The 25,970-nt window shown below is 66.4% G+C and carries 17 protein-coding genes; 4 read left to right on the forward strand and 13 right to left on the reverse strand.

The genetic code is table 11. From position 1 onward, the window contains the following. Position 1: 1 nt before the first annotated feature. On the forward strand, positions 2-151 hold the full coding sequence (locus tag VHL31_RS26625; RefSeq protein ID WP_349262399.1) for a CHAT domain-containing protein: 150 nt from the start codon (positions 2-4) through the stop codon (positions 149-151). 39 nt (positions 152-190) lie between these two features. On the opposite strand, the gene ccmI is transcribed toward VHL31_RS26625, so the two are convergent. The 12 genes from ccmI to VHL31_RS08935 form a co-directional block, all read right to left on the reverse strand. Continuing rightward, positions 191-1,594 carry a c-type cytochrome biogenesis protein CcmI gene (ccmI, locus tag VHL31_RS08880; RefSeq protein WP_329660852.1) on the reverse strand — a complete coding sequence of 468 codons (1,404 nt, stop codon included), beginning with the start codon at positions 1,592-1,594 and terminating at the stop codon, positions 191-193. A 277-nt stretch (positions 1,595-1,871) separates the two neighbouring features. Continuing rightward, on the reverse strand, positions 1,872-2,417 hold the full coding sequence (locus VHL31_RS08885) for an OmpA family protein (protein WP_329660853.1): 546 nt from the start codon (positions 2,415-2,417) through the stop codon (positions 1,872-1,874). Positions 2,418-2,544: 127 nt separating this feature from the next. Next, positions 2,545-3,633, reverse strand: coding sequence for an FHA domain-containing protein (locus VHL31_RS08890; RefSeq protein WP_329660854.1), 1,089 nt, complete (start codon positions 3,631-3,633; stop codon positions 2,545-2,547). Between the two features lie 30 nt (positions 3,634-3,663). Next, positions 3,664-7,407 (reverse strand): multiheme c-type cytochrome, encoded by a 3,744-nt coding sequence (locus tag VHL31_RS08895; protein WP_329660855.1) that lies wholly within the window; start codon positions 7,405-7,407, stop codon positions 3,664-3,666. A gap of 10 nt (positions 7,408-7,417) precedes the next feature. After that, positions 7,418-9,169 (reverse strand): hypothetical protein, encoded by a 1,752-nt coding sequence (locus tag VHL31_RS08900; protein WP_329660856.1) that lies wholly within the window; start codon positions 9,167-9,169, stop codon positions 7,418-7,420. A 2-nt stretch (positions 9,170-9,171) separates the two neighbouring features. Further along, positions 9,172-11,115, reverse strand: a complete 1,944-nt coding sequence (locus tag VHL31_RS08905) for a heme-binding protein (RefSeq protein WP_329660857.1) — start codon at positions 11,113-11,115, stop codon at positions 9,172-9,174. Positions 11,116-11,222: 107 nt separating this feature from the next. After that, positions 11,223-13,025: a hypothetical protein gene (locus tag VHL31_RS08910; protein ID WP_329660858.1), complete on the reverse strand. Its 1,803-nt coding sequence runs from the start codon at positions 13,023-13,025 to the stop codon at positions 11,223-11,225. A 9-nt stretch (positions 13,026-13,034) separates the two neighbouring features. Continuing rightward, positions 13,035-13,892, reverse strand: coding sequence for a hypothetical protein (locus tag VHL31_RS08915; RefSeq protein ID WP_329660859.1), 858 nt, complete (start codon positions 13,890-13,892; stop codon positions 13,035-13,037). Between the two features lie 2 nt (positions 13,893-13,894). Next, positions 13,895-16,294: a cyclic nucleotide-binding domain-containing protein gene (locus VHL31_RS08920; RefSeq protein WP_329660860.1), complete on the reverse strand. Its 2,400-nt coding sequence runs from the start codon at positions 16,292-16,294 to the stop codon at positions 13,895-13,897. Positions 16,295-16,363: 69 nt separating this feature from the next. Continuing rightward, positions 16,364-17,701, reverse strand: a complete 1,338-nt coding sequence (locus tag VHL31_RS08925; RefSeq protein WP_329660861.1) for a multiheme c-type cytochrome — start codon at positions 17,699-17,701, stop codon at positions 16,364-16,366. Between the two features lie 231 nt (positions 17,702-17,932). Further along, the gene (locus VHL31_RS08930; protein WP_329660862.1) at positions 17,933-20,083 is read right to left on the reverse strand and encodes a protein kinase domain-containing protein; all 2,151 of its coding nucleotides are present in this window, start codon (positions 20,081-20,083) and stop codon (positions 17,933-17,935) included. Between the two features lie 78 nt (positions 20,084-20,161). Beyond that, a complete protein-coding gene (locus tag VHL31_RS08935; RefSeq protein ID WP_329660863.1) occupies positions 20,162-20,920 on the reverse strand; it encodes a PP2C family protein-serine/threonine phosphatase in 759 nt (252 codons plus the stop codon). Between the two features lie 439 nt (positions 20,921-21,359). On the opposite strand from VHL31_RS08935, the gene VHL31_RS08940 reads away from it, so the two are divergent. The 3 genes from VHL31_RS08940 to VHL31_RS08950 all read left to right on the forward strand — a co-directional run bounded on the left by VHL31_RS08940 (position 21,360) and on the right by VHL31_RS08950 (position 24,575). Next, positions 21,360-23,411 carry a CHASE2 domain-containing protein gene (locus tag VHL31_RS08940; protein ID WP_329660864.1) on the forward strand — a complete coding sequence of 684 codons (2,052 nt, stop codon included), beginning with the start codon at positions 21,360-21,362 and terminating at the stop codon, positions 23,409-23,411. Continuing rightward, positions 23,408-24,025, forward strand: coding sequence for a DUF928 domain-containing protein (locus VHL31_RS08945; protein ID WP_329660865.1), 618 nt, complete (start codon positions 23,408-23,410; stop codon positions 24,023-24,025). Before VHL31_RS08940 ends, VHL31_RS08945 begins: the two co-directional genes overlap by 4 nt. A 136-nt stretch (positions 24,026-24,161) precedes the next feature. Continuing rightward, positions 24,162-24,575 carry a response regulator gene (locus VHL31_RS08950; protein WP_329660866.1) on the forward strand — a complete coding sequence of 138 codons (414 nt, stop codon included), beginning with the start codon at positions 24,162-24,164 and terminating at the stop codon, positions 24,573-24,575. A 71-nt stretch (positions 24,576-24,646) separates the two neighbouring features. Here the strand turns inward: VHL31_RS08950 and VHL31_RS08955 are convergent, their stop codons facing one another. Continuing rightward, complete coding sequence (locus VHL31_RS08955; RefSeq protein ID WP_329660867.1) at positions 24,647-25,870, reverse strand: D-alanyl-D-alanine carboxypeptidase; 1,224 nt, start codon at positions 25,868-25,870, stop codon at positions 24,647-24,649. Positions 25,871-25,970 lie beyond the last annotated feature (100 nt).

The raw sequence follows: 25,970 nt of genomic DNA on the forward strand, positions 1-25,970 counted from the left end.
GATGATCCCGAAGTTCTACGAGGGCCTGCTCAACCCAGGCACCAACAAGGCCGAAGCACTCCGCCAGGCCCAGCTGCCGCTGATCCAGGACCCCGCCACCCGCCACCCCTTCTACTGGGCGCCCTTCCTGCTGATCGGGAACTGGGTGTAGCCGGTCTTCTCCTCGGCGATCAGAGGATCGCGCTTGTCCTCAACGCGGCACGTCGACGGCCTGCTTCAGCTCCTCGATGGCGGCCCGGTCCGGATGATCGGCCGGTAGTCGATCGAGCAGCGACTGCCAATAGGAGGCCGCCTTGGCCCGATCGCCTGCCTGGGCCGCGGCCAGGCCCAGGAACCATGGCGGCCGCGGGTCATCGGGTGCCAGCGCCGCCATGCGCTCGAACACGGTCCTTGCCTTCGGTCCCACCAGCGGAAGCCCGCTGGCCTCATCCAGATCGGTCATCAAGGCGTCGCCCAGATCGGCCAGGATCTGCGGATCGTCCGGGCGTAGGCGTGAAGCCTGCTCGAAGGCAGCGGCCGCCCGATCCTTCTCGCCCAGCACCATCCGCGCCCGCCCGAGCCGCAGCCAGCCCTCCAGGTCGTTCGGGTCGTCCTGCAGGCGCGCATCGAGACCATCGACCATGGAGCGGATGCGTTCGTTTCGCTCCTCGGGCGAGAGCGCTGCCATCGCCTGGACATCGGCCGCGCTCGGCCCGGATGCCGTCGGGCCTGCCGCGTCGGGCTGGGCTGGAGGTTCGATACCGGATTGGGCGGAAGCGCGCTCGATCGATTCCATCAGCTGTGCCCGCCAGGGCGCATCCGCCGGCGCACGCGCCAGCAGACGGCTCCAGCGCTGGATTGCGCCGGCAAGATCGCCAGCCTGGGCGTCGGCCAGCCCCAGATAGAAAAGCACGCCCGGGTCGGCGGCCTCCTCGCTGCCAGCCGCAGCCAGCGACTGCTCGAACAGGGCCCTGGCATCCGGCGTCACCACCCCCCCGGCTGCCGTGGTAAGCGCATCGGCCATGCCTACGCGCGCACGATCATCCTCTGGTGCCAGCTCCCGGGCCCGGCGATAGGCCTCGATCGATCCGTCGACCTGACCCAGTACGGCGCGGGATCGACCAAGCAGCAGCCACCCGTCGAGATCACCTGGCTCGCGGGCCAGTCGTTCCTCCAGCGAGGCCACCATGCGGGCGATATCCGGCTGGCCCCCTTCGGCCTGCACTGGAGCAGGTCGTGCCGCAAACGGCAGCGACGGCAAGCCCGGCTCCCCGAGCGAGAGATACACCAGGAGCGCGACAGAGGGCACGGCCAGTGCCGCGACGAAAAGGAGGCGCCTGCTCCGTCGCGGGCGGTGGGACGGAGCCACCTTCTCCTTGCCGCCAGCCCGCAGCATGCGTCGACGAATCTCGATCCTGGCGGCCTCGGCCTGGTCCGGGAGGATCAGACCACGTGCCAGGTCGCGATCGACCTCGGCGAGCTGGTCCTTGTAGACCGAGAGGTCGTAGGCGTTGCGGTCGGCGATATCCGCCGACGACCAGATCGGCCAGATCAGGAAGGCGACCGCCATGCCCACCAGCAGGATGGCCAGGATCACGAACACGGGATCTACCATGCGAGCCGCGCGCCGCTCCGTATCACGGTCGGGCCGCCAAAAGCGCCCGAAGCAACGGCGCTGTGCGCGGAGCCTTCGTCATCAAGAGATTCGTCACGCAGCTGGCCATCATCCTTGAAGGGTGGCAGCGTCAGGCAACCAGTGGACCCGACGACGCCAAGCGCCGCACATCCGGGTCGAATCCCTGGCTGCGAGCGAGGCTTCCATGCATGGGACCTCGTCGCTGGTCAAGCCGACCCGGGCCGCAGAGCCTGTCCTCGCCGGGACCCATCCACCCTCAATTGACCCGCTCGACCTGCACCCGGCGGTTCCTGCCGTCCTTCGGATCGACCCCCGGCAGGGGATCGCGGGAGCCCTCGCCGACCGGCTCCAGCATCGAGCTCGGGATGCCCTTGTCCTTGACCAGATAGGCTGTGACAGCTTCCGCACGCTTCTGGGAAAGCCAGTCATTGTATTCCGGCTTTCCACGGGCGTTGGTATGGCCGGAGATCTCGAACTTCAGGCCAGTGCCCTCGGCTTCCTTGAGCACCGTGGCCAGCGTGTTGAGGTTGTTCTTGGCCTTCTTCGAAAGCGTGTACTTGTTGTTGGCGAACTCGATCTTGATGTCGCGGCAGATGCCGGCACTGCAATTGCCGGCATCCTCGCCGCCGGCCTGGATGCCCCGCGTCTTCGGCACCGCCACGGCCGGAGTAGCCGTTCCGAGCAGTGCTCCTCTCAGCACGTCCGCACTCAATGCATCGTCGGCTGCATGGACCGAGGACGAGGAGACAGTTGCGAACAGTAACGCTGCCGAAATTGACAGGACGATACGCTTCTCGACCATGGTATCCTCACTCGACCGCCATCTCCGCACCAGGCGGCATGGCCTTTCCTACGGCTTGAAAATTACCGCCGCGCCCTGACGGGTTCAATCTTCGTCGATGTGACGCGTGTCACGTCGCCAGCACCCGTCAGGGCGACGCTGCCGAGACACGCTGCAGCGAGGCACGAACGGTTCGTGCCTCGTCCGCCAGGGCTGGATCCTGCGCCAGCGCCTGGGAGAGTGCTTCCAGCGCGGCAGCGAAGCTGGGTGCCATCGCGACCATCGCCCGCAGGCCGTCGATGCCTTCGGCATCCAGCCGCAGCTTGGTGCTTCCCAGCGTGAGGACGTCACCGAAACGCAGGCTGGCAGCCTCGACGGGCTCGCTGTTCACGATCAGTTCATTGCGCGCGCCAGGCGATCTCATGGCGCGGAGGTCGCGCCCATCGAACTGCAGCTGAACGTGCTGGCGGGACACCATCGGATCGTCGAGCCGTACGAAGCAGTCCCGCGCCCGGCCGATCATGCAGGTCGCGAAGGGCAAGAAATAGCGTTGCCCAGGAGAGATCCCTTCAATCTCGCTGAGATAGGGGAAACGGACCCCGTCATCCGGTGCGCTCGGATCGGTCAGTGCATCCAGCGAGAGTGCTCGCGCCGCGGGATCGAGGCGGGCCGCGGCCATCGTCAGCGCTGCTGCCATCGCTGCGCGCGCTGTCGCCAAGGCGGTCCGCTGCTCGCGCGCATGCTTCTCCTCCATCTCCGCGAGGCTCGCGCGCGCAACCGTCAGCTGTTCGGTCAATTCCCTGAGGTTGTCGCGGAGGGCCTGGGTAGACGGGGCGATCTGGGTGCGCCCGAAGAGTTCGGACTTCAGGCGACCGATCTCCGTCTGCAACGCCGTGACCTTCTGGGCGTGCTCGTCGGCCTGCGCCTGGAGCCTTGCCTGGAGGCCGCTCTCCGTGTCTGCCAGCCTGCGCTTCAGGGCTTCCGTCTCGGCGGGCACCTCGCCCTTGGCTAGCGACTTGTAGCGCTCAAGTTCCTTGTTCGCGTGGACGAGATCGCCCCGAACCAGCCGGGCATCGTTCTCGGCCTTGCGCAGACGCGCCTGAAGTTCTTTCGAGGAGCCGTCGCCACCTTTCTTGGTGATCCAGAGAATGAAGAACAGCAGCGCCAAGCCTCCCAGCCCGATCGGCAACAGGAGATCCCCGTAGACTGACATCTGTCGCAGCAAGTCTTCCATCATCCAGCCTTCCCGCTACGAGCAGCCCATGATTCAGCGCCGATCCTGCATCCGCACGTCATCAGTCACGAACCAGGGCTTCATCGCCTCGTCGAGGAAGAGTTCGCGCATCTCGGTCAGGTTGAACGGACGGGAACCAAGCCTGCCGAAGACTGCCATCTGGTGGCCCGTCTCGTCCACGGCCCGATCCCGCTCCAGGCCCCTCGACAGCGCCAGGGCCGGTCCACGTGTCGCGTAGGTCGCGATCAACTCGGGCTTCGGTGCAGGGCTGAACCCGTAAAAGTTGGGCTGGCTTTCGGGTGACGTCAGCTGCAGCACCTTCAGTCCGTTGGTCCCGTCGGCGACATAGCCGAACAGGGAGGCGTTGGTGCTGCCGACGACGATGTCACGGGCATCCGTCATCGTGCCATCCGCATCGAAGCGCTGGTAGACGGTCGGCTTCTCCGGCTTCTCGATATCGACGATCACGAGCCCTTCCGGTCCGGCCGCCACGTAGGCGTAGGTGCGGGCGACATAGACACGATGAGCATCTTCAAGCGGGACGAGCGCGCCCTCGACCAGCCTGGGCGACGTCGGCAGGGTCACGTCGATCGTCTGCATCCCACGCTTCGTCACGGCGAACAGATAGCGGAACTGCACCGCCGTCGAGCGCACGTCCTCCAGCGGAATGACGGCGACCAGCTTGGGCTCAAGCGGCTTGTCCATGTCGAGCACGACAACGCCGGCATCTGCCGCGATGTAGAAGACTGTTCCGGCGATCGTGATGTGCCTGGCACCGTCGAGCACGCCTCCGTCGTTCCAGGTCAGCGCCCGCTGCAGGAAATTGTTGCGCGGCTCGTTGTCGTGGAGCGTGTCCACCTCGGTTGCGATCAGGCCCTCTTCCGCATCCGTGATGAACGCATAGCGATACAGAAGATGGAAGGGCTGCTCCTGGTTCTCGACGCGCATGAGGTCGCCCTCGTTGCGCAGCGGCTGGACCGGCTGGTTGGTCGGGAACGCTACGCAGGTCGCGTTCGCCGAATCGATGTGCAGGCTCTGGCCGAGTGGCGAGACCGGTGCCCTCAGGATCCGGTCGGAGATGCCCTTGTTGGCGATGCTCGCGACATCGTAGGCCGTCGTGCCTGCGGCACCCTGGGCGGCCAGGAGATACTCGCCACGCAGCTGCAGGCAGCCCGTCAACGCCCCGCCCTCGGTCTGGCCATGGATCTCGTAGTCGAGCTTTCGGCCCTTGGCCAAATGCTGCGCGAAGTTCGCAGGATAGGCGTGCTTGTGCAGATAGGAGCCGATGACCGCCTGTGGCTCGTCCCACTCGGTCACGCGGACGGCCTCGAGACCGCCGACCTCGCCGACATAGGCATTGAGCCCGACGAAGTTCACGAAGTTGGTTCCGAGCAGCAGGAGCTGGGCCATGATGGCGTTGTTGTCGTTGCCGACCGAGAGATGGCAGTCCGTGCAGGTCTTGGTCTCGGTTTTCCGCTCCGTATGCGGATAGTGAGGCGCGAAGGCCTGGCTCGAATAGCCGGACGCGGCGATCGGCGGCTGCTGCGCGTAGATCCGTTCGCGGTTGACGTTGGTCGACGACAGCACGAGGGCCGAGGACGAGCGCACTGGTGCCGTGATGTTCCCCTTGCTGGATTGGTGCTTGCCCAACTGGAACATGTCGTCCCGAGCTACCTGGGGGTTGTAGCTCGCATAGTTGCGCGTCTCGCCGCCCTGGAAGTGGTGTCGCGCCGTCTTCCAGTTTGCCTCCACCGGCAGGTGGCAGCCGGCACAGGCCGTGGTCCAGGACGTGTGGCAGGTGAAGCAGGCCACCTCCTCGTCCTGGTGGGCGAGGTCGTTCGGCTTCACGCCCGTGCCCCAGAGCATGGATGTCCCCTTGCTCATCAGCTTGGCGCGTGCCGCCTTGGGGTTGTAGTCCGGCTTCTTGGGATCGACCGTGTCCTTGACCAGGGACATCTTCCATTCGAGCTTCGGGTCCAGGACGGAGCGCTGGTAGAGCGCGCCATCCCGCCACTCGAACCGCCTGCGGCCGTCCGGATTGCGGATCAGCGAAAGGTCTCTCCCACCCGGCACCGATGCGACGTTGCTCGTGCGCAGGGTGGGGTAGGCCTTCGCCGTCCCATGGCAGTCCTTGCAGCCGATCTCCACGGCATCGGCCACCTGCCCATGCAGGATCCCGTTGCCATGGTTGTCCTGCGCGAAATGGCAGTCGACGCACTGCATGCCGACATCCACGTGGATCGACGACATGTGCACGGTCCGGTCGAACTTGTCGGGTGCGTCGTTCGGGATGAGCTTGCCGTCCTTGTCGAGCAGGTTGCCCTTCCGGTCGCGCTTGAAGACGGCGCGGAAGTTCCAGCCGTGACCATGGTAGTCGGCGAACTTCGTATCCTTGGTCTTCGGGTTGATGTCGGTCCACACGTTTTCGAGGAACTTCGTGTCGCCCCAAAGCCCGCGCACTACCGCACCTTCCGGGTTGCGATCGAGCATCGCCCGCTGCTCGGCGATCGAGGCTTCCTTCTGCTCCTTCGGCCACATGAGCGGAGCGTCGCTCTCGTAATCCCACATCGTGTAGCCGAGGAACGTATTCACGAACATGTTGGGCTGGTGCATGTGGCAGATCATGCACTGGCTGGTGGGGATCGCCCGGGTGAACTGATGGGCGATCGGATGGCCGCGCTCGTCCTTGGAGATCGTCGGATCGGCCGTCGCCGTCCGGCCGGCATGGCCGAACTTGGCATAGACCGAGGAATGCCTGGGGTCGCGATCGTTGGCGTAGACGACATGGCAGGAGCCGCAGCCCGACGTGCGGTAGTCGCCCGGCTGGTCGTTGGTGCCAAGGAACCAGGTGAACGGGTCGTTCAGGCGGGTCTTGTGAATGTTGAGCACTGGTACCGAGATCCGCAGGCCGGTGCCGGGGCCGCGGTTCGACTGCCGGATGTCGGGCCGGCCAGGCTCGTCCAGCCGCTGGATCTGGCCGGTGACGTTGGGCAGGCCGACCTCGGCGAACTGGGTAATGATGTTCCGGCCACCATGCTCGAACACCCGGAAGCTGTCTGCGACCGGGACGACCTCCCAGGCCGGCAGCGGGTAGAGTACTTCCAGGGCACCGCGCGCCTTCATCTTCGCGTCGACCGGCACCACGCTCTCGACCTTCGCCGGCAGCCCGTCCCGCGTGTAGGCCTCGCCGGTGATGTAGCGTTTGTAGGGCAGGATGCCGTTATTGTAGGCGGCTCCGCCCCAGAGCATAGCACCGGTGGCCATCAGGCTGCGTTCGGCTGCCTGAATGACCGGGAGGTGGCAGGCGCCGCAGGCTTCACGCGCGATCCGATAGTCCGACGGGTTCACGAAGCGGATGAACTCGGGCGACTCGCGGTTGAGCAGCGTGTAGGTACGTTCCGGGTTGGCCGAGGCCGGATAATTCCAGGTCGCCGGGAAGCGCGGCTGGACATGGGCCGAGTCCATGGCCTTGCGATAATCCGCATCCGTCTTCTGCAGCACCGGCGTGACCGCAACCGTTGCGTCGCCGCCATGACAGTCGGTGCAACCAAGCACGACCGCCTTGCTGGCATGCATCGTCTTCTGGTCGGAAGCCGTATGGCAGGACACGCAGCCGACGGACTTGGCGTGAGCTTCCTCGGGCGTCTGCGCGGCAGGAGCTGGCGGAGCTGGCGTGTAGACGATGTCCCTTGGCGCTTCCGACTCCGAGGCGGCCTGGACCGCAGCCATCGGATAGAGGGCCAGAACACCGAGGATGGTCAATGTCCACCGCAGCATCCCGCGTTCCTCAGTAAGTCAGGACGACGTTGGCGAGCACGGAGTAGAAGACGTCCTCATCGTCCTGCGCGCCATAGAGTTGCTTGAAGCCGTCGCCGGCGAACAGCATCGCGCCCGACAGCCTGAGCACGACATTCTGGTTCAGGAATGGCCGCCAGATCGCCGCGGCGGACACGTCCCAGCCGATTTCCTCGTCGATCTCCCCCTGCTGGCGAAGCGCTTCCAGGGAGCTCGTATCGTTGAACCGGAGATAGTTGACGTTACTCGACACACGAAGCTCGGGCGTGATGTCGAAGTCGGCACCCACGCCCGCCAGGGTCAGGCCCGGGTTGGTGAAGTTCGACTGGCCCTGTTCCTTGGAAGGCCGCAGGGACGGCAGGAGCCCATTGCGGCCGGACAGGCCGACGAAGCCGCCGCCGATGAGCGGGATGCTCTGGCGGATCCAGTAGCTGGTGTCCGCACCGGCGAACTGCGGGTTCTCGAAGATCGCGTCGAAGCCGGTTTCCTTGTCGTCATAGGGATCGTCGTCGCCGGACGCGTAGAAGAGCGAGCCGCGCAGGCGGATCCAGTCGAAGTCGATCGATGGTTCGGCGGCCAGCATGAACGCCGCCACATCGCTTTCCAGGTCGGAGAGCGGCGCGTTGCGGTTCTCGCCCAGGGCCAGATAGGCGGACGTCGTCAGGTTGAACCGGCCGAAATGGCCGTCGCCGTTCAAGCCCAGATAGGTGACGTCGTACTCGCGTTCCTCCGCGAAGCCGAGTTCCGCGGGCCTTGCCGGGAACCCGTTCGTATCGACCAGCGGATCGTCGCGGTTGCGGTTGTAGGCGATGATGCCCTGGGACGTGAACCCGAGCACCGGGAAGTCCTGCGCGTACAGGTTCGCCAGGAAGATGTCGTCGTCCCGGATGTCCTCGGACAGGTCGTTCAGGCCGGAGTTGATCTCCTTCTCGATCCGCCGGAACCACCCGAAATTGTACTGGAACAGGTTATTGTTCCGGTTGCCGAAGAACCGCACGCCCAGCTGGTTGTCCTGGAACAGGAAGCCGCGGAAATCCGAGATGAACGGCTGGATGCCGACGCGCATGCTGTCGAAGTCGTAGCGCTCGGACACATTGCGCAGATGGTAGTCCAGGAATGCCTCCTGGACGCCCAGATGCTCGTCGGACCGGGTGTCGCCATTGGCCGGATCCGCATATAGGACGCGCAGCTCGTCCGCCTCGGCATAATTGTAGTTGTAGGCCAGGGTCAGGCGGAACTCGAGGTCCTGCGGCTTGAACGCCGTGTTGCCCTTGATCAGCGCGGCGCTCCCGATGAGCGTCTGCGAAAACAGGAACTGGTCGACCCCGCCGAAGACGTCGTTCTCGCCACTCTCGTTGCTGCTCTGGATGCCCACGGGCGTGGGAATGGACCGTGGCTCGATGACCGTGTCGGAGATCCCGGTCAGCACCAAGAACCAGTCGTCGCCGAAGATCGGCTTGTCGCCCTTCAGCGTGTTCTGGTTGTACGGGTCGAACAGGTTCTCCGGCTTGCCCAGCGTCTCGAGCAGGCGCCAACGGTCGGGGACCGGCGCAAAATCGTCGGGAAAGGCCGAAGATGGCGGCGGCGCCACCTGCCCCGGATCGACATAGGGCGGTGCCGGTTCCGGCCTCGGATCCACCGGCCCCGGCCTGGAGCGGCCATCGCTTTGGGCGGACACTGGCGCTGCTACGCCCAGACCCACCGTCGCGACCAGGACGAGTGGCAAGAGCCTTGTTCTCGTCATGCTCAGATACCCCGGCAGACGTTCTGGGTGTCGCTGCCCACGAACGGGGCGTAGGGGCAGCTGACATAGCGCAAACCGACGCCCTGCGGACGCAGACGGTCGGCACGGAAGGCCGGATTGGCATGCGAGAGACCGCGGCCCAGCAGGCGGAACGCACGTTCGGCCCCCAGGAACCCGATCATGTCGTCCTGGTCGATGCCGTCGCCGGAGACACCGATCCCACCGACCAGCTGCCCGTTCCGGTAGATCGGCTCACCGCCCGGGAAGATCTGCAGGCCATTGGCCACATAGCCGGAACCTGCGCAGACGGCGGGCGTGTCGGTGCTCTTGCCGGCCAGGAAAAGCACATGCTGACCTAGATTGCCCAGGCCGAGATCCGATTGCAGCCCTGTATCGAATGGGCTGAAGTTTACCTCTGGTACACTCAACGGTCCGTTTGACCGTCCGTTGACGCCATCAGGATAAAAGGGCCTAGCTAAGTTCCCGATCGAACGCGCCGTAAGCGCACTCGTGCCGGGTACGAAACCACTGCCCAGGAAGTTGCGCAGGGCTGCCAGATACGGCTGCGCTTCCGGCTTGCTGGCGAGTACAGGGACAGATGCGGCGTTCGACAGGAACATGGCGCTGCGCGCCTTCTGGAGCGATACGTCGGTGCCGAACACGGGAGCATCCGGTGTACGCGCGATGCCGAGGATATTCCCACTCGCATCGACGACCGAAATCGTCACCTCCGCCGTGCTGTTCAGCGGGCGCCGGATCTGTCCGCGCGCCGTCAGGGCCACGCCCAAGGCCTCGCGCAGGATCACGGTCACGTCCTGCGCGGTCAGCCCGTTCGCCCCGCCGGTTCCGCTCCGGGGCGGAAAGCGGTTGCCGCCCGCACCACCGGACAGGATATAGGCGGGAAGGGAGCCGAAGCGGCCACTCGTATCGGGCTGGATGCCGGAACCCGGGAAGCCGAAAGCCTGGCCCGCCACGATGGTCGCGTTGCTGTAGCCAGGGAGGGCCGCAAAGCCTGTGCTCCTGAGACTGATGCCGGCACCGCCATTGGCGGGTGAACGGAGATCGTCTGGTGTCGCATCGGAGTAGCGCAACGTGCGGCCATCGACGGTGACCCGGTCTGCCCGCAGGCCGATTGGCGCATCGAAGCCGCGTGTCCCGGCCAGCGCCAGGATCTCGTCGATGTTGGCGAGCCCGGTCTCGCGGTCGCGAATGTTGCGGTCATACCCGTAATTATTGTCGGCGATGACCCCGATCCCGCCGATCATCGCGCCGTTGCGGTACAGCGGAAACCCGCCGGGATCAGCCGCAAGCCCGAGCGGCGTACGTTTGGGGCCAACGGTCGGATCGACCAGCCCCGGCTTGGACGTGGCATTGGTCGCAAAGCGCACTGCGAGATCCGAGCAAGGCAGCTGGCTGAACTGCACCCCAAACAATGGGCCACCCTCCAGGCCTCGGGAGCCTGGAACAAAATTCTCCTGGACGATCTGGCTGGCGGTACGCGTCGAGAAGGCGTTGCCGCCGGAAGACAGGTACGCACCCGTAACGGCCTTGGACACGGCTGCCGCCAACAGCACACCTGCCGTCGGCAAGATACCACTCAGCTGCAATTGCGGTACGACCACCGGAAGCGTGTTCGGCCGCGGCGTCGGAACTGGCTGCCCAGGCTGCGGCCGCAGGGTGACCGGCTGGCTGGACGGTGTTCCATGCTGGTAGAGCGCCAGGACGTTGCCGACGCGATCGGTGACGGCGATCGTGGCACCGCCGACGCCCTGTGCCTGCGCCTCTGCCACGACCTGACGAAGGATCCGGGCGACATCGGCCACGGACAGCCGAACGTTCACCGGCCGCGGATTGGCCTTGGTGGGCGCGGCAACCCCGACGGCGCAGGCCAGGACCAGCGCCATACCGAGGCCCTTGGCGAAGAAGCGGCATGCAAAGTTCCGCAACGTCGATCCCCCCGCCTCAAATCTGCACGTCAGCACGGATGGCCGAAGGCCACGGGCCACTTTTCAGTTGTTGTAAAGACGATGTTAGGAGCGATGCTTTTCGCTGGTCAATCCACTCCGCAAGCTAATGGAAGCGAAGCATGATCGACTCCTTGTATCGCGGCCACAGCCATTCTGGGCATACCCTCCAGGTGATAGTCATGGCACATGATGCAGGTCGACGGCACCTTGGCTGACGCTTCCTGCCCGCCATGGCAGGCCTGGCAGGTTTCCACTCCCGGCATCAGCACGTCCTCGGGCGATCTTGACGTCGGAGCGGCATGACAGGTTTCGCAGGCCGTCGTCCGGTGTGCGCCGTGGTCGAACTTGCCCTTGGGCATCCATGCCGCGCGCAGCCGCACCGGCAGGACCTGCCAGTCGGTCTTGGCAGCGGGGTCAGGCGGAACGGTCACGTGGCAGAGGGCGCACGTGCCCTTTGGGTCGGCGAACACGCGCTGCAGGGCGGTCTGGATCTCGTTCTGTACCGGCCGTCCCAGGTCGATCGGCGTCTTCTCGCTCTGCTGGCTGCCGGCCCGGCGCCTGGGGTCGTTGTTCGCCAACCGCTCGGAAGGCGCTGGCTGCCGCAACGAACGCGCCGTGTAGTAGTCGGAAAGCGCCGCGATCACCTCGTGGGGCTGACCATGCGGCAGCACCCGCTGCGGATCCCGCTGGTCGAACGTCAGGACGTGACAGGACTGGCAGTTGGCGAGCATCGAGACCGGCGTCATGCCCACGCCGCCCGCATCCGGCTTGTGGCAGTCCGCGCACTGCAAGGAGGTGGCACCCGCGGGGAAAGCCTTGCCGGCCAGGCGGCCGACCATGTCCTTGATGTTCGCCTGGTCCAGATGCTGCTCGTGGCTGAAGCCGATCAGGTTGGACTTCTCCCTCGGGAAGTTCGGGGCGCCGATGCTGATTCGTTCTGCCGCACAGGTCGCCGGATCGACCGTCACGCTCGGCCGGAACTGGGGATGCCCGTCGCCCTCGAAGTCGCTGGCATTGATCAGCGTCGTGCCCGGTAGCTTTTCCTTCAGGTCCTTGTGGCAGTCGGCACAGAGTTGCTGCTGGACCGGAACGACGCCGTCCCGCCCCTGATGTTCGCGATGGCATGTGGCGCAGCGGCCGGGTGCCAGTGCCTCGTGGCCCGGGATCGAGACGTCGAAGTGATGGCGGATGTCCTTGTGGCAGATCGTGCACATCTGGTCTTCCACCCGGACGAAAGCCTTCACGTGGCAGGCCTCGCAGTTCTTCTCCAGGAACTTGTGCGAGCTCGACAGGTCGCCCGAGGACCAGAACGTATCCAGGCTGGCGAGAACCGGCTGGGCCGGCGCCTGCATTGGTGCCTCGGCCGATAGCGGGGTAAGCGGGCTGGGCTTCCACAAATAGGACAGGAACGGCAGGGCGAAAGCGATCAGCGCGACCAGGGCGAACAGCGACCAGGACAGCGTGCGCCGCGAGAGCAAGCCCTGCCCGATCCGGATCCTGCCGGGATCAAGGATGGTCGGCCTGGCATGGCTGTCCTCGAACTCGACCAGTTCCACCGTGATCGCGACGTCCGCCTGGGGCGACTCGGGCATGGTCAGGCCGACCCGGTATGGGCCCACCCGGACATCGTTATCGGCCGTGAGCGCCGCGCGGGTCGTCTCGAACCCGTCCACCAGCAGCGTGTGGCCCTCCACTGCCTCGATCACCGCGTCGTCGTCGCGGACGTTGATGTCCGCCTCATGGGCCGCGACGCGCAGGTCCTTCAGCGGGATCTCGTTCTCGGGCGCGCGGCCGACGCGCAACCTGCGCCCGGTCGCCTCCTTCAGGGTCCGCCGCGTGCGGACCTCGTCGTCGCTGAGCCGGGTGAGGAAGCACAGTTCGAAGCGCATCCGCGGCCCTCAGCCCCAGTAGAAGAAGACGACGACGATGTGGGCGGTCAGCGCCGCCAGAAGCGCGAACGACAAGGGCACGTGGACCAGCAGCCAGAGGTCCATCAATGCCTTCAGCCTCAGGTCCCGCCGCATCGTCTGCAGGAGCGACTGCTTCCTTCCGAGCGCCACCATGAGGCTGGACACGGCGCGCGCATCCGGCCCGTGTGTTTCGGTCGCGAGCTTGCGGAGCCTGGCCAGGGCCTGCTCGGTTCCATCCCTTGGGTCGCGCGCCCGAAGGATGCGCCAGGTCGATCCGCCGAGCCGGGTCTCTTGCTGGGCCATTCGGACCGCCTCGACGAAACGATCGCCCAGCGGCAGGGCGATCGCGCCACACTCCTGGTCGATTTCCGCACAGAGCTTGGCCATCTCCGCGAGCGAGCGGCTTTGCCGGTTGTAGGTCATCCGCCGTGGGATGCGGGCATAGGCCACGATGCCGAAGATGCCGCTGATGATCACGACCATCATCAGCACGTAGGCCAGCGTGTGGATGTTCCAGCCGACCTGGAAGGCGGCATGGAGGGTGGCGATTACGGCGGTCGCGAGGCCGAGATAGACATGGGCCGACACCCATGCCTTCAGGCTGTAGGCCCCCTTGCTGTAGATCCGCTTGCGCAGGCCCAGCAGCATCAGCCACGCGATCAGCAGGGTCGCGATCGTGCCCAGCGTATATCCCAGCCAGGTGCCGCCCTCGTTGCCCCGCACGGGCTCGAGCCAGACATAGGCGACAACGCTTGAGACCGACAGGATCAGCGCCATCCAGAGATAGAGGAAGCGCCGATGGACCAGGAATGATTCGTGCCGCTGGGGCTGGACGAGCGTGCTCACCGTCAGCCCGATCTTTCGCCGAAATGTTGCAGGTAGTTGTGCGGCCGCACCCTAATCGCGGCACCGGTCGGGCATGCACGCACGCAGGCGGGGCCACCCTTGATGTCCTTGCACAGGTCGCACTTGGTGGCGACCTTGCGCGCGCTGTGCCCGTGCTCCACGTGGGCCTTCACCTCCCCTGGCCCGCTACCGCGGCCGAACAGCAGCCACATCAGCAAGGACGACTTCTTGGGAGCCGCATAGCTCAGCCGGATGACGCCATAGGGGCAGTTCTGCTGGCAGGCCCCGCAGCCGATGCAGGTATCGTCGATCCAGACCTCGCCGTTCGCTTCCGAGCGGTGGATCGCATCCGGCGGGCACTCCGTCATGCAGTGCGGATGCTCGCAGTGCCGGCAGGCGGTCGGGATATGGATCATGGCGAAGGTGGAGCCGGCATCCCGGTCCATCCGGGCGATGCCGCCATGGCTCTCGGCGCAGGCGGTTTCGCAATTGTCGCAACGGATGCACAAGGAATCGTCGATCAGCAGCGCGTTGGTGGCTTCGCCCAGCCCCTCTTCGACGAAGAAGTCGGTGAGCCTGCCCTTGACCCCGTCCTGGCCGCTGCGCACGCCCTCGAGCTGGCGCTTCTGCGCAGCTTCCTCGATCTTCTCGCGCAGGTCGGGTCGCAGATCGAGCAGGCGCGAGAACTCCTCGCCGTCAAGCCGCACGACCTCCGTCTCGATGGCGGTGGTGATGGTGGCCGTCCGCGGTACGTCCCGCAGCAGGGCGATCTCGCCCACCAGCTCGCCGCTTGGCACATAGTTCACGATCGAGCTGGCGCCGCCCGGCCCTTTTTGGGAGACGACCGCCGAGCCCGAGCGGATCATGAAGACGAACCGATCCTGGGCACCTTCCTGGATCAGGACCTTGCCGGCAGGCAACCGCTCGATGGTCGCCTTTTCGATGACGCCCGCCAGATCTTCCTCGGTAAGCTCCGGCAGTACGTCGTCCTGCAGTTGGCGGACAATCGTGATCTTGTCGAAATAGGCGCGGGCTGAGGCAACCGACGCGAGCAGCTTCACGGCAGAGCGCCGGGATAGCTCGATCAGCACGGTGTCCGCCATGGCCCGGACGGTTTCGGCGCGCCGCCGGCCGGCCACCAGCCCAAGTTCGCCAAAGAACTCGCCGGCACCGCGGACGACCGTACGGTCCCGGCCGCGCCGGTCGACGACCTCGATCCGCACCGCACCGCTCAGGATCAGGAAAAGGCTGTCGCCCTTGGCGTCGTGGGTGAGGATGGTCTCGCCGGCGAGCGCGACCCTCGTTTCGCTGTCGAGCAGGAACTCACGCAGCTGCAGGGTCGTCAGTGCCGACAACAGGGGCACGCCGGACTTGATCGCCGCCAACGCTTCCTCGACCGATGGCCGGCCGGGCAGCCCCTGCAGCCGCTCCTCAAGCAGCGGCTCGTCCGCGGGCTTCACCGGCGTGCCGGCGATCGTCTCGATGACCTCGAAGCCCTGGTTCATGCAATGCTTGATCAGCGGATAGCCGGCCAGCGCACCGATGGCATAGAGGCCCGGGACGTTCGTCTCGTAGGTCGTCGACAGCTCCGGAAAGCCCGTGCTGTCCTCCTTGGGAAACATGACCCCGCACGAGGCCAGGAAGTCCTTGGGCGGGATGGCGCCCAGTCTGGCGATGATCCGGTCGACCGGGACCTCCCGCTCTCCTTCCGGCACCTTCAGGACGATCTTGTTGCCTTCGATCCGGACGGGCTGTGCATTCCTGGCGACCGTAATGGCCTTGGCTGCTTCCGCTTTCTCGATGGCGGTCTGGTTGCCGAGCTTCGCCTTGGCGAACTCGTTGCCGCGATTGACGATCGTCACCTTGTTCTTGGCGGTCAGCGCGATGGCATTCTCGATGGCGGCGTCGCCGGCGCCGACCACGACGATGTTCTCCTCCTCGTAGGCGTCGGGGTCGTCCAGCTGGTACTGGACCCAGGGCTGGTCAGCGCCCGGCACGGCGAGCTTGCGGATGTTGCCCTGCACGCCGATCGCCAGAACGACATTCTCGGCCTCGATCGTCCCGCCCTGCTCCAGTTCGATCGTGAAGGCACCCCGGCGTCCCTTGATGGCACGCACCGGCGAGCCGTAGCGGATCTCGATATGCTGCTCGCCGAGCTGCCGGTCCCAGATCCCCAGGATCGTCTCGCGGGTGTTCGCCGCGAATTCCAGATCGGAGCGCAACGGCAGGATGTCCGGCGTCGCCATGACGAACTTGCCGCGCTGGTAGCGCTGGATCGTCTCGGCAAAGCGGGGCTCGCGCTCCAGCACGACATGGCTCACGCCCTTGGCCGCCGCGCGTGCACCAGCGCTCAGGCCCGCTGGGCCCGAGCCGATGATGGCGACCTTGATCGGACCTGTCACTGCTACCTGTCCTTCGACATCACGATGTCGTTCTATTCTAGTTTCACGAACGAAGCCGGCGAACGGAGTTCACTGCGTTGAAAGACCCTTGAGCCGGACGATGCCAGCCTGGTGCCGGGCGGGCCGGTAGCGCTCGTCCTGCTCCACGGCCTCGTAGAGCTGATCCATCACTTCCTGGTTGGCCGCGAACTCCTGCTCCGAGATCCACTCCTCCTGGCGCATCGCGGCCAGGATGGCGCCGATCGCCATGGTGGTCTGCTCGGCTGCCACGTAGTCGATCGTCTCGCCCCGCCTGCTCTCGGCCACCAGTTCGTTGAGGATGGCCCGGGCACTCTCGGGGCCGAACCGGAAGTCGGCGAACGTGTCGACGGCGCGGTCAGCCGTCGCTTTCAGCGCACGCGCCGCTTTTTCGAAGGCGGCATGGTCGGCCTGCGTGGCGCGGTGCAGTGCCTTGCCCTGCGCGGTGATCTGCTTGCCCAATGCCGGCGCCACGGCATTGGCGACGACCCGCACCATGATCAGGCTGGCATCGTTCAGGCGCACGACACCCGGCCCCAGGCCCAGGCTGTCGCGCTCCCGCCAGCTGCCGGCGCTCATCGGCTTGTGGCAGGCGTGGCAGTCGAAGAAGGTGAGCTCGGGGAACAGCGCGTCGCGGTTGCGCTTGGGGTCGAGCAGCGCGTCGAGCGTGGCAGACAATGCCATGGCCTGCCCTACCGACCAGGTCTGGATCCCGTTCGCCAGGCGCTTTCGCTGCTCGTAATCGTCATCCACGGTGAAGTGGGCCGGCTCGATGGCCGTGAAGGTGTCGAGTTCGAACGAGAGCCTCGGATGGCCGGCCCCCATGATCCGGTGGGTCACGAGCTTGGTCGGGTCGCCCAGATGGCAAGACAGGCAGAGCTTCGCACGCGCCTTGGGATCCTCGGTCGGGTAGAGCCCGGCTGCGACGTTGCGAGCATGACTGGTGGCATTGTCGTTGATCTTGTGGATGCCGATCCAGCCGGACGCACCTCCATGGCAGCTCTCGCAACCCACCCCGTCGGAAAGCTGGAACTGTTCGCCGCGACGTTCTGGCGGAACATTGTCGGCATGGCAGTCCAGGCAGATCGCGGCCTCCTTTGGATCGCCGATCCCCAGGTTCGCTGCGATCCTCTTCGAGAGGTCGTTGCCGAGCACCTCGTAAGCGACCGCATGCTTGTCACGGCTCTGCCAGATCGCCAGCTCGTTCTGCTGCACCACCCCGCCCTCGACCGGCACCGCCGCCCCATGACAGGTCGACGAAGCGCAGGAAGCGACGCCCAGATGCGTGGCGTGGTCGTACTGAGGCACCACCGTTTCCACAGCCTGCGCGGCCAAGGATGACGATGCGAGCATCCCGAAGACCATGCCCAGGCGGATTGCTCCTCTCATTCTCGCCTCCTCCCCCCGGTGAACACCGGCCTGCCGCCCAGTAACGTGATCCAGGAAACTGACAGCCCTATACGGCCACGACATATCGGGTAGCCAAGTGGCGCCAGCGCGAACATCGATGCGTGCAATGATACTGCAGCTGATCTTGCCCGGCCGATGTCGTTTGGGGAAGTGCTACCTGTTGCCCGCCGCGCGGCAGTACCGCTCTTGCCATGACCTGCTCCCCAGGCGTCACTGCGCTGCCGACGCGCCGGCCGGACGCTTCTCGATCAGATCGATCATCATCACGGCCTGTCGAACGCTCCCAGGGGCCGCCGATGCCAGCGCATCCTGCAAGACCTTCTGGTACTCCGCGATCGGCTCGGACAACGGACGCAGTCCTTCGTAGAGCGGATTGTCAGCCACGGTCGCCATGATGTGGATCGGCACGAACGGTGCGCTGATCCTGAGGTCGCGTACCCCCGGCTTGCGGTCTTTCTCCTCCACGCCGATCTGGATGCTGCCGCCAGGAGGAAGCTGGTTCGCGCTGGCCAGCTTCTCCGGCAGCACGTGCAGCACTTGGCCATCATCACCAAACAGGTCGACGAACAGGAAGCCGCCAGCGTCCGGCGGCAGCGAGGCCGTGATCACCAGCATCTCCTGGTCGGCGTAAACGGCGTCCGGACGGTTCAGCGAGATCAAGGGAGGCTCGCCGCCGATGGCCGGCAGTTCCGCGACGGCCGCCACGGCAAGGCAGCCAGGAGCCGGGCGCACTTCCAGGTCGGATTCGACCTGTTCAACCCCTTCCACGGCCTGCACGGCCGAGATCAGGGTCTGCACGCTGGCCTGGTCCGGCGCCGTTCCCTGCAGCGTCACCCTGCCCTCGCTGCCAATGTCCGCTGCAGCGTTCGCACAGGCGACCTCGTCCATGGCAGCCACCACGGCCTGGGGATCCGGCGCCGCTTCCGGCTCCTCGACCGGTGCCTGCGCCTGCTCGGTCGTGGGCTCGTCGGGAGGCATCACCGTGGCGGGCGGGACGATCGGTGCTGCCGGCACCGCCGGCGGCTCGGCAGCTGGCGCCGCGGTCTCGGCAGGCGGCTCGGCTGTCGGTGCAGTCGCCGTCATCGTGGTGGCGGGCGGCTCCTCGACCTGCGCCGGAGGCACGGAAGCCTCCGGCACTGTCCCGGATGCCTGCGTCTGCGGAGTCGGCTGCACTTCAGGCTGTGGCTGCACCTCGGGCTGTGCCAGATCCTGCGGCTGGGCCGGCTCGGGTGCCTGAACTGGAGGAGCTTCCGCCACGTCGTCGGCCGGTCGGTCCGTCAACAACCATCCGAGCCCAGCGACTAACAGCAGTACGATCGCGGCGATCGCGATGGCGGCTTTCGTCTTCATCGTCGGTCCCTTCGTGGCAGGCGCCATGTCCTGGGCTCGTGTCACCGCGCCTGGCCCGGCCGGCGCTGTCGCCGGGGACGCGGGAACACCGGGCGAAGCGCCGGGAGGCATGGGGCCGGGCGCCGTGGCGGCGGGCGCCGGTGTCGGATGTACCGGCAGGTCGGCTTTCACCGGTGCCGGCGTGTTGGAGATGTCGGCAAGGGCCTCGACGACCTCGGCGGCGGAGGCCGGCCGGTCGGCGGGCTTCTTGGAAAGGAGCCGAGCGACGACCGCGTCCAGGGTCGGCAGCACGTCCGGGACCGCCTCGGCGATCGGCTTCGGCTGGTCCAGGAGGATGGCCCGGTACAGGCCCTCCCGGCTCGACGCGTCGAACGGCTTGGTGCCGGTCAGCATCTGGTAGAGCGTGACGCCCAGGCCATAGAGGTCGGTGCGAGCGTCGACGTCGATGCCTTCGAGCTGCTCGGGCGCCATGTACCAGGGCGTGCCGATCAATTGGCCGTGAACTGTCCGCCCGGGCTGGCCGGCCTGGAAGCGCTTGGCTGCACCGAAGTCGGTGAGATAGCCACGGCCGGTCTTGCGGTCGATCAGCACGTTCGAAGGCTTCACGTCCCGGTGGATGATGCCAGCGCCATGGGCCGCATCGAGGGCGCGTGCGATGTCCAGGCCCAGCCGCACGACATCGGCGCTTGGCAGCCGGCCCTGCATTTCCAGCATTTCCTCAAGGGTACGTCCGTCGACCCGCTCCATGACGATGAACGGAACGCCCGTCGACGCATCGACGTCCACGTCCACCACGCTCACGATGTTCGGGTGCGAGAGAACGTTGGCGGCGCGCGCATCGTCGAGGAAACGCGCCTCGATCGCTGGATCGCTGCGGGCTTCCGCCTGGAGGATCTTGATGGCTACCCGTCGTTCCAGGACCGGATGGCGAGCGGCGAAGACCTGGGCCATCGCACCCTCGCCGAGGAGCTCCTCGAGAACATATCGGCCGATCCGGTCACCAGGCTGCATCACACACCGTACCAAAGGAACCATGCGAACCGGACTGACGAAGCCGACGCGGATCGCCTGGTCTTGCGCGACCGGGGCTCATCGAGCCGCCCCGGTCGCGCCCTGGCCCGTTTCTGCCGCTTCGCCAAAGTCGACGATGATAAATGTCACATTGTCGGGCGCACCGCCGTCGGCGGCGGCGGCCATCAGGGCATCGGCCGCTTCCTCCGCGCTCGGGATGGAAGCGAGTTCCGCCAGGAGCTTGCTTTCAACGACCCCGTGCAGGCCGTCGCTGGAGAGCAGCAGCCGGTCGCCGGCATGCACGTCGTCCTGGCACCACTCGACATCCAGGGTAGGCGCCACACCCACGGCACGGGTGATCTGGCTCGCCAGGGGATGGTGCCGCGCGGCGGCCTCGGTCACGATGCCAAGGTCCACCAGTTCCTGGACGACGCTATGGTCGTGGTTCAGCGGCTTGAGCACGCCGTTGCGCAGCCGCATGGCACGACTGTCGCCCGCCCATGCCACATGGACCGTCTCGTCGGCGATCGTCGCCAGCACCACCGTGCTGCCGCACAGCTCCGTCCGGCTGGCCGCCCGGATCGTCGCGTTCACCTCGTTGAGCGTCGCATCGATCGCCCGGATCCGCTCTGCCGGCTCGTCGGGCAGTTCCATGTCGGCCAAGCGCTCGGCGATCAGCCCGGACGCGAAGTCGCCCCGCGAAAGACCGCCCATGCCGTCGGCCACGGCGAACAGTGGCGGCGCCATGCGCACGACTGCCCGATCCTCGTTCAATGTTCGAATCAGGCCCGGTGACGTGCGGATCACCGTGCGGGTCGCCAGTTCGCCAGTAGTCATGGCCGACGATACTCTATAGAGGATAGTAGAGCGTCACACGCTCACGATCTTGTTGTCAATCTTCTGATTCATGTGGTTCAATCGCCGCATTGAATACCTGATTCGCCACGCAGGCGTCAAATCAATGCCGCGCCCGGATTCCCTGACCATTATGCACATGGCCCACTATCCAGTAGAAGATGTATGTCGTCTAGAGGTGATATCACAGTCGGCAGTAGTGGGCGGGCCGACCTTGCATCCTGGCCATGCGCCGACTTCCCATCGTCATGAACCGCCGGCCTGCGGAGCCACGCATGAACGTGACCGAACCCACTCCAGCTCTTCCGCCAAGGCCGGCAGCCATGCCGGCACCCGGCCCCGCCGTTGGTCATGGCGATGCGCGGGCGTTGCGGCTCTGCGGTGACGTCGGCGGATGGCTCCCCGCGATCAGGAACTGTCGATGAGGGCCGGCGGAGAGGCTTCGCCCGGTGCGGTGGGTGGGCCGAAATCGTACGGCAGCAGCTGGCGGCCGGCCACGAGCGACCTGCTCTCGGCACTGACGGTCCTGGCCGGGGCCGCCTTGCTGTTCGCGCTCGTGGTCATGGCGCGCGCGCATGGCTGGTTCGAGCGGCTGGAACTGCTGGGCCACGACCTGATGGTCAATGCCTACGCTTCGGCGCAGGCGGTCCCGGATCCTGGCATCGTAGTGGTCGGCATCACCGAGGCCGACCGCCGGGCGTATGGCGGCGTCCCGACCGACGGCGTGGTCGCCACCGCGTTGGAGGCGATTCTTGCCGGCGAACCGGCCGCCGTGGGCATCGACCTGTTCCGCGGCGACATGCCGGTGGGGCCTCTGGGGACCTGCAGCGATCCCGCGGGCTTCGAGCGGCTGTCCGGCCTGCTCGGCACCGACCCGCGCCTCTACATGATCCTGGACGTCGACATGTTCGCCTCCACGGAAGCCGTCCGGCAAAGTCCGCTGGCGCCGATGCTGGAGGGTTACCCGCGTCTGGCCTCGGCCGAGATGGTCAGCGACGAGGCGGACCGCGTGCTTCGCCGTGGCCTGCTCACCTATGTCCTGGACGACGAGCTCATGCTCTGGTCGATTGGCGCACGGGTAGCACTGGCCACCCTGGAACGTGACGGTCTGCAGCCGCTCCAGACCGAGGACGGCACCCTCGTCCTGGGCGGCCACCACATGCCGCCCCTGGGCTCGAACGACGGTCCCTACGTGGATCTGGACGCTGCCGGCTACCAGCGCCTGCTGAGCTGGCCCGCACGGCAGCTCCCGGTGTTCGCCATGGGGGATGTCGTCGAGGGACGGGTCGACCCGGAGGAGTTCACGGGCAAGACCGTCCTGATCGGCCCGATGGCGCGCTCGTCCAAGGACTATTTCACCGGCGTCCTCTTCGAAGGGAACGAGGAGACGACCGACCGGATGCTCCCCAAGCGGAGCATCTACGGAGTCGAGGTGCATGCCCAGCTGGCTGCGCAGATGCTGCTCGAGGCCCGCGGGCAGATCCCCGTGCTCCGCACCTTGGCCTCCTCCTCGACGCTCGCCCTGCTGGCCCTGGCGGCCACGGGCGGCATGCTCGCAGGCGCCCTGACCCGCCGGCCGGTCACGTCCATGCTGGTCGTGACGTCGGGCGCCCTCGCCATCCCGGCGGCGGCCTGGGTTGCCATGGGTGCCGGCCTTTGGGTGTCCTGGGTCCCCCACATGGTCTGCTGGGTCCTGGCGGCCGGCCTGGGCTTTCTGTCCGTCGCATGGCGCGAGACCCGCAAGCGCGAGGCGATCTCGGGATTGTTCCGGACCTACCTGCCACCGGCCGTCGCGGACCAGCTCTGGGCGGAGCGTGACGAACTGGTGGATGGCGGTCGGCCGGTCCCCCGTACCCTGCCGGCGACCGTGCTGTTCTCGGACATCCGCGGCTTCACGGGGATCACGGAAACGCTCCAGCCACGCGACCTGTTCGCCTGGCTGGAGCGCTTCCACGGCCGGATGACCGATCTGGTCGCGGCGCATGGCGGCATTGTCGCCGACTTCATGGGCGACGGCATGATGGCGGTATTCGGCGCTCCCATTCCTCGTACCGCGCCCGCCGAGATCGAGCAGGATGCGCTGGCGGCCTGTCGCGCTGCGCTTGCCATCGCGCAGGCCTTGCCGGTCCTGGGAAAGGAGCTTCAGGCGCAGGGCCTGCCGATCGTCAGGATCCGGATCGGCATCCATACCGGCGACGTGATGGCCGGCGCCATCGGCGGGCGCGACCGCCTGCAGTACGCGCTGCTCGGGGACACGACCAATATCGCCGCCCGACTGGAGCAGGTGAAGCTGCCGGGCCTGCCGGGTGACGACGATCACTGCCGGATCCTCATTTCTGCGGATACATATCGGCTAGTTCAAGGGCAGTTCACGGCGGAGCCGATCAGCTTGCCGGAACCGCTCAAAGGCAAGACCAGGCCGGTGGACGTTCTGCGGCTGCTCGGCCCGACGATTGGAAGGGGAACATCATGACCATGTCACGTCGCCATCTGCTATATTCGATGGCAGGCAGCTTGTCCGTTCTCGCCGGTGCGGCGGCTGCCGAGGAGCTGAGGCTGTTCCAGCCGCGCACGGCCGGTAGGCCGGCCCGGACCGAGACGGGCGGGACACGCGGCATTTCCAGCGCGCCCGTGGCAGTTCTTCTGCCGCCCGGGACGGCCTTCTCGGCTGAACCATCCCCGGTCATTCCCTGGTTCCTGAGCCGCGCCTTTGCCGGGCGGGTCGAAGTCAGCCTTACGCCAACCAACGGCGATGCCCCGGTCCTGCGTGAAGTCATCCGCCGCGGCGTGAAGCCCGGCATCTATCGCCTGGGGCTCGCGGATTCGGGCAAGAGCCTCACGCCCGGGCTGGACCACATCGTGAAGGTGACGCTGGTTCGCGACCCGAGCGACCGCAGCCAGGACGTCGTCTCGACTGGCACCGTCCAGTATGCTCCGCACCAACCGTTTGCCGACGCACGGGCGGCGGGCGCTGCCGGTTACTGGCTGGACGCGCTGGCCCTGGCCGATCCCGAGACCTATGCCGACCTGCTCGACGAGGTCGAACTGTCGGCGGCGGCCTCCTGGCTTCGCGCACGCCAGAGCTGACCGGCGGCAAGATCACGGCCGGCCGGTTTTCCTGCCGGTCTGGGCCGATCACGCAGGGAAGTTGCGACCACCCCGGAACAAGTTGCAAGCTCGGCACTTAGCCTAGGGCAAGAGCGGGTGAAGGCTTGGAACGCGTATGCTCATTCTGGTTGTCGAGGACGAGCCTCTCGTCGCATTCGCGATGGAGTGGACGCTCAAGTCCGCGGGCCACCAGGTCATGGGGCCGGCCGATTCGGTCGATGACGCTATCGCCCTGTGCCGGCACAGCCGGCCTGATCTGGCCCTGATCGATCTGAACCTGCGCGATGGCGGCGATGGTGTGGAGGTCGCGCGCTACCTGCAGGGGCGTCACGAGATCCCGGCGCTGTTCCTGAGCGCGCAGGTCGCCCATGCACGTGCCAATCGCCACCTGGCCTGCGGGCTCGTGCGCAAACCCTATGACAGCGCGCTGCTCCCGCAGATCGTGGAGTTCGTGTCAAAGGTGGCACGGGACAAGTGGCCGGCAGCGGTGCCGCATGGCATGGAGATCTTCAGCACCTGCAACGGCTGAGCCATCATCGCGCCTGCTCTCTGGCCGCTCGCTGACGCGCAGGATGGAGCACCGCGACCGGACGCGCTTCGTCAGGACCGTACCACCAGGCAGTCATGGCCTTGGCGTTTGATGGCCTTGCAGGCAGACTTCGCCTTTGACTGGTCGTAGCCCAGCAGGCGCGCAAGGAAGATTTTCTTGCCCTTGCTTGACGACGCGATCACCGTCGGCTTGCCGCGCAACTTCTTGCCGACCTCGCTTGCCACCTTGCGCACATGGCGGCGCGCGGCCTTCTCGGTCGAGTAGCCGCCCACCTGCACCGCATAGCGGGCGCCCTTGGTCTTGGCTGCGACCTTGCTGTCGGCCCCATCGTCCGCGGCTGTCGCCTTCGCATCGCCCTGGACGGTCTCGGTGCGGGTGACCCGCCCCTTGGCCTTGGCCGCCGAAGCCACCAGCACGGGCTTGGCAACCGTGGCCGCCCGGTTCGCCGACGCGATTCCCAACTCCGGCATGGCACGTGCGATCTGCACCGACGCGAACCCATCGTCCAGCAGCCGCATCACCTGCCGGTCACGAGCCCGGGCGGTCTTACCTCCCAGTACCACCGCAATCAGCCGTCGCCCGCCGCGTACGGAAGAGGCGACCAGGTTATAGCCGGAAGCATTGATGTAGCCGGTCTTCAGGCCATCCGTGCCGGGATAGCGGCCAAGCAGCCAGTTGTGATTGCGGATGGTGCGACCGGCATACTTGAACTCGGCGCGGGAAAAATAGGGGTAGTACTCCGGGAAGTCGTCGATCAGCCGCTGGGCCAGGGTCGCCATGTCCCGTGCGGTCGTGACCTGTTCCGCATCGGGAAGGCCCGAGGCATTCTTGAACCTCGACTTCTTCATGCCGAGCAGGCGCGCCTTCTCCGTCATCTGCCGAGCGAACGCGTCCTCGCTGCCGGCCAGGCCCTCGGCCACCACGCTCGCCGCGTCGTTCGCCGACTTGGTCAAGAGCGCCATCACCGCATTGTCCAGCGTGATCGAGGTCCCCGAGCGCAATCCCAACTTCGACGGTGGCCGCGCCGCGGCGCGAGCCGACACCGGGAGCTTGGTATCCAGGGTCACCTTGCCCGCCCGGACCGCCTCGAACGCGAGATAGACGGTCATCATCTTGGTTAGCGAGGCGGGATGGCGGAGACTGTTCTGCTCCTCGCCGACAAGAACGTCGCCGCTGGCATGATCGACGACAACAGCCGCATAGCGCTGTCCCGCGTCCCTTCCTGCCTCAGCCTGTCCGGCCATCAAGAGGCCCATGACGAGGGGCAGGATCAAGGGAAGAAGACGCCTGCAAGCGGTCGACCAAGCCATCCCGTTGTCCACCCCCGTGCACAATCCAGCCGACTGGCCAGCGGCAGGCCGCTCGACGAGCTTG

Source organism: Geminicoccus sp. (genome assembly GCF_036263595.1).
Lineage (GTDB): Bacteria > Pseudomonadota > Alphaproteobacteria > Geminicoccales > Geminicoccaceae > Geminicoccus.